This window comes from Peptoniphilus indolicus ATCC 29427 (assembly GCF_000227315.1).
Classification (GTDB): domain Bacteria; phylum Bacillota; class Clostridia; order Tissierellales; family Peptoniphilaceae; genus Peptoniphilus; species Peptoniphilus indolicus.
In genome coordinates this window covers 44,261-48,712 of the sequence record NZ_JH165062.1, presented here as the reverse complement: position 1 = coordinate 48,712, position 4,452 = coordinate 44,261, and the positions used below count along the sequence as shown (strand labels likewise).

The window sequence follows — 4,452 nt, the reverse complement described above, 5'->3', positions numbered from 1 at the left end:
ATATTGTCGGGATGTGTATTATTATTTTTGCAAAAGAAAATTTAAATTGTAAACACAAATATATCAGTAGAAAATGCTAAGTACAAAACTGACATTTTAAAGGTAAAAAAAGAAAATAATAAATTTAAAGACAATTTATCTAACTTGGAGGAAAATTGAATAAAATTAGCAATAGAAGAAAGACTATGGAAAATTTAGTTCCAGAGTATGACTATGAAGCTAATAAATATGATGATTATATATCCTATCCTATGGCTTTAGATTTTAATGTATTAAACATAAAAAAACTGGGAGCTCAGGATAAAGATAATATAATAAATTCTTTTTATTTTAATGATAAAGTTAGAGATTTAGAAAGTGCAAAGTCAGACTTACTAATTTCTAGTATATTACAAAATGACTATCTTATAAGAGAAGTGAATTATAATCTTCTTAGAAGTAATTTTGAAGCATATAAATATAATGGGATTTTAAAATACTACAACACTACAACAAATTATTTTTTGAAAAGTAAAGTACAAATAGAATCAAAAGATAGACTTATGAGCTTGTATCAAAATATGATAGTTTTAAAAATCTAGGTCTTGAAATGTTGGATCATTTGGCTTTTGTTAATATATTGGACCAAAAGGAAATAGATTTACAAAACATAAGAAAACAAATTAATAATTCAAATTTATTTAGTTATTCAATTCCTCAAAAATTTACAGAGGCATACTACAGCAAACTATTGTTCGGAACAGATGTTCACTGCATTGTGAACTCTTACTCAGAATATGTAAATATTAAAGAAAAAAAGATAGATAATGGAAACATAAAAATTATGCAGGATTTTAGAGGAAGGATACACTTAATATCTGAATTAAAATCAAATCAAATTATGAATTATTATTATGATACTTCGGGAAAAGTTTATAAAGTTGTAAATTTTTATGATGGAATAGAGACAATAGATTTTAATAAAACACCAGGGATTCTAGAACGTTCAGTAAAATTATATAAATATGCAAAATAATACAAAGTGATATAACCCATCCAAAGTAGAGAGTATAATTAAAATTAGTGCAACTATTTTGGATGGTTTTTTAAAAGAAAGTATAAATATATGATATAAAGAAAATTTAAATTAAGATTAAGGTGATTAATATGTTAATAATATTAAGAATATTAAATATAATTATTTAAACCGAGGAATAATCCTTTGGCTATTTTTTATTTTCAGAATGTTGTGCAACCGTTGTGCAACGGGTTCGAAAATTTCGCAAAATTTCGACAAATTTCGATAAATTTCGAAAAAGAAAAGTGATGTCAAATCAAGTAGACATCACAATCCTAGTAAATTACAGTGTTTCAAAAAAGTTAAACATTAAATTTAAAATTTACCACATCTCCATCTTTCATTACATATTCTTTTCCTTCACTTCTGATAAGCCCTTTTTCTCTTGCTTCAGTCATAGAACCAGATTTTACAAGGTCTTCATATGATATTATGTCTGCTTTTATAAAACCTCTTTCAAAATCAGTATGAATTTTACCAGCAGCACCAGGAGCTTTAGTGCCATCTACTATAGTCCAAGCACGTGTTTCCATTTCTCCAGTAGTTAGGTAAGAGATAAGACCTAAAAGTTTATAACTTGATTTAATTAATTTATCTAAACCTGCACTTTCAAGGCCTAGTTCTTCCATAAACATTTCTTTTTCATCATCATCTAAAGATTGGATTTGAGATTCTATTTCACAACTGATAGCAACAACTTCATCGTTTTGTTTTTTAGCAAACTCTCTAACTTTTTTTACTAATTCATTTTCTTCGTCACTGCTAACTTCATCTTCGGATATGTTTGCAACATATATAACACTTTTATCACTAAGTAATTGATAATTTTTAAGAATTTTTTCTCCTCATCAGATATATCTAAGTTTCTAGCGGGTGAACCAGATTCTAAAATATCTTTTAGTTTTTTTAGTAATTCAACTTCAGGGGCTAAAGTTCTATCTCCTTTTAATTGTTTTTCTGTTTTTTTGTAGTCTTTTTTCAATTTGCTCTAAGTCAGAAAAAATAAGTTCTAAATTTATATTTTCTATATCTCTTAATGGGTCAACTGAACCATCAACGTGAATAACATTGTCATTGTCAAAACATCTTACTACATGTACTATAGCATCAACTTCTCTAATATTTGCTAAAAATTGATTGCCCAATCCTTCGCCTTTGCTCGCACCTTTAACAAGTCCAGCTATATCAAAAAATTCTATATGTGCAGGTATGATTTTAGCTGAGTTGCTCATTTTAGAAAGAACATTAAGTCTTTCATCTGGAACACTTACAACTCCAACGTTTGGTTCAATAGTGGCAAATGGATAATTTGCAGCTTCAGCTCCAGCTTTTGTTAAAGCATTAAAAAGTGTTGATTTACCAACATTAGGTAATCCTACAATTCCTAGTTTCATTTTTATCCTCTTTCATTAGTTTATTTAAATTTACAATTTAATTGGTTTTATCTAAGAAATATATTATAATAAAATTAATAAATTTAAAAGAGGTGAATGTAATGAGTGCTATAGTCATAAGTGATTTGACGAAGAGAATGGGCAAAAAAAGGTATTTCAAAACCTCGACTTAGAAGTTTTGGAGGGTGAATTTTTTGCACTTTTAGGACTCGAAGGGGCTGGAAAGACTACAATAGCTAGAATAATATTTAATTATCTTAAACCTGCAAAAGGACAAGCGATGGTTTATGATATGGATTGTACTAAAGATTCTAAATATATAAAGGAAAGTGTTTCATATATTCCAGAAGAAGTTGTATTTAATGAAAATGTTAGAGCATCATATTTATTTAAGAAAACTTTATCTGCTCATAATTTACAAAATACAGAAGAGTTGGATAAATTATTGGAACTTTTTAATTTTAACCAAAGATTAAGATTTTCTGAAATGACAGAATCAGAAAAAAAACTTTTTGCTGTTATAAATTCTCTTATTATAAAACCAAGGTTAATAGTAATGGATGAACCATCTAAAGGATTATCCAGTGACCAGGTTTCTATTCTTTTTGATCATTTGAATTATTTAAAAGAAAGTGAAGGACTAACTGTCTTTATGATTACAGATAGTTTAATGGAAGCTCAAAGATATTGTGATAGAGCAGCTTATTTGTATGATGGAAAGGTAAGAGATATAGAATATTTAAAGGATAAGATTTCAAATGATAAATTAATAAGAATTCATACAAACATTTCGGATTTAACTCCATTTACTGAAATAGGAGCTATTCTATTAAAAAATTCTCCGTATGAAAAAATATTTTATTATGATAAAGATATGAATTTATTATCAAATGTAATTAACAGACATATGATAGATGATTATACAATTGAAAATTCATCTCTTAGAGATAAAATTGCAGCTTATTATGATACTGAAAATGCATATGAAATAGAAGTTAATTATCATAGAAACCTTTCGACCAAAAATGAAAATATAGAAAGTGCAATTGAAACAGAAACAGAAGTTGAAGTAAATATAAATGTTCCTGAAAATCGAGAAAATGATGTTAATATTGTTTCAGAAAATATCAATGATGATGCTATCCAAATAGCTCCTAAAGGAACAATTTTAAAGGATGGAGAGGTTATTAAGGAACCCGAGGATGTATCTGAGGAAGGGGTGCAAAAATGATTTTTTCTAGAGAAGTAAAATCTAATCTTTCAAAACTTTTTGCTTGGTTATTAGTTATTTCAATTCTGACGGGGTTGTTAATGTCTATTTATATACTGATGTTAGATGTAAATATGAAAAGTATTTTTGATAGCTTTCTTTCATCTCTTTCTGAGAATTTAAAAAATATATTAGGATTTAAAAAGGGTATAGACTATACAGATATTTCAGACTATTTAGGATTTATATTTCAATATGTATTTGTATTTATTGTAATGTTTGCAATGCAACTAGGTGCAAATTCTCTAGCTAAAGAACAAGCACAAGGCTCAATAGGTTATATATACTCAAATCCTATTTCCAGAAGTGAAATAGTAACTCAAAAGTTTTTAGCAAATATGTTAACATATTTTATTATGTTGTTCTCATTAGCTCTTGTAACTTTTGGAATAGTATATGTCATACACATGGAAGTAGAAGTGAACATGCAAATGGCAATATTTGCAATAGCAAAAATATTTGGTGGAATGTTTATTGGAGGGTTAGTGTTTATGAGCGTAGGATTATTTTTCAGTTCTATGTCTAAATCCACTAATTTCACTGAAGGCACATCAATTTTATTTGTATTACTTACATTATTAATAACAGTTTTTGGAAAAGTATACGGCGCTACTTTTAAAGTGGTTGTGGAAAAATTCACTTTGGAAATTTTTAACCCAGTATTTTTGTAAAAGAAGAGTTTGATATTGCAGGAATAGGAATAAATTTAGTGATTTTAATTATATTTGTAT

General features: G+C 27.2%; 4 protein-coding genes and 1 pseudogene. 4 read left to right on the top strand and 1 reads right to left on the bottom strand.

The window, feature by feature from the left end; genetic code table 11:
• The first annotated feature begins 155 nt into the window (after positions 1–155).
• Together HMPREF9129_RS06265 and HMPREF9129_RS06260 are read left to right on the top strand one after the other, a co-directional pair.
• Positions 156–581, top strand: coding sequence for a hypothetical protein (locus HMPREF9129_RS06265; protein WP_040552674.1), 426 nt, complete (start codon positions 156–158; stop codon positions 579–581).
• Between the two features lie 20 nt (positions 582–601).
• On the top strand, positions 602–1,015 hold the full coding sequence (locus HMPREF9129_RS06260) for a hypothetical protein (protein ID WP_040552671.1): 414 nt from the start codon (positions 602–604) through the stop codon (positions 1,013–1,015).
• Positions 1,016–1,359: 344 nt separating this feature from the next.
• Here HMPREF9129_RS06260 and ychF read toward each other — a convergent pair.
• Positions 1,360–2,451 (bottom strand): annotated as a pseudogene (gene ychF, locus HMPREF9129_RS06255) (redox-regulated ATPase YchF).
• A 178-nt stretch (positions 2,452–2,629) separates the two neighbouring features.
• On the opposite strand from ychF, the gene HMPREF9129_RS06250 reads away from it, so the two are divergent.
• Positions 2,630–3,682 (top strand): ATP-binding cassette domain-containing protein, encoded by a 1,053-nt coding sequence (locus tag HMPREF9129_RS06250; RefSeq protein ID WP_004821600.1) that lies wholly within the window; start codon positions 2,630–2,632, stop codon positions 3,680–3,682.
• Positions 3,679–4,392, top strand: coding sequence for an ABC transporter permease subunit (locus HMPREF9129_RS06245; protein ID WP_004821598.1), 714 nt, complete (start codon positions 3,679–3,681; stop codon positions 4,390–4,392). Before HMPREF9129_RS06250 ends, HMPREF9129_RS06245 begins: the two co-directional genes overlap by 4 nt.
• The last annotated feature ends 60 nt before the right edge of the window (positions 4,393–4,452 follow it).

What these genes read in the sequence shown, in the direction of transcription:
- HMPREF9129_RS06245 (WP_004821598.1), top strand. Translation starts at nt 3,679, where the DNA reads ATGATTTTTTCTAGAGAAGTAAAATCTAATCTTTCAAAACTTTTTGCT.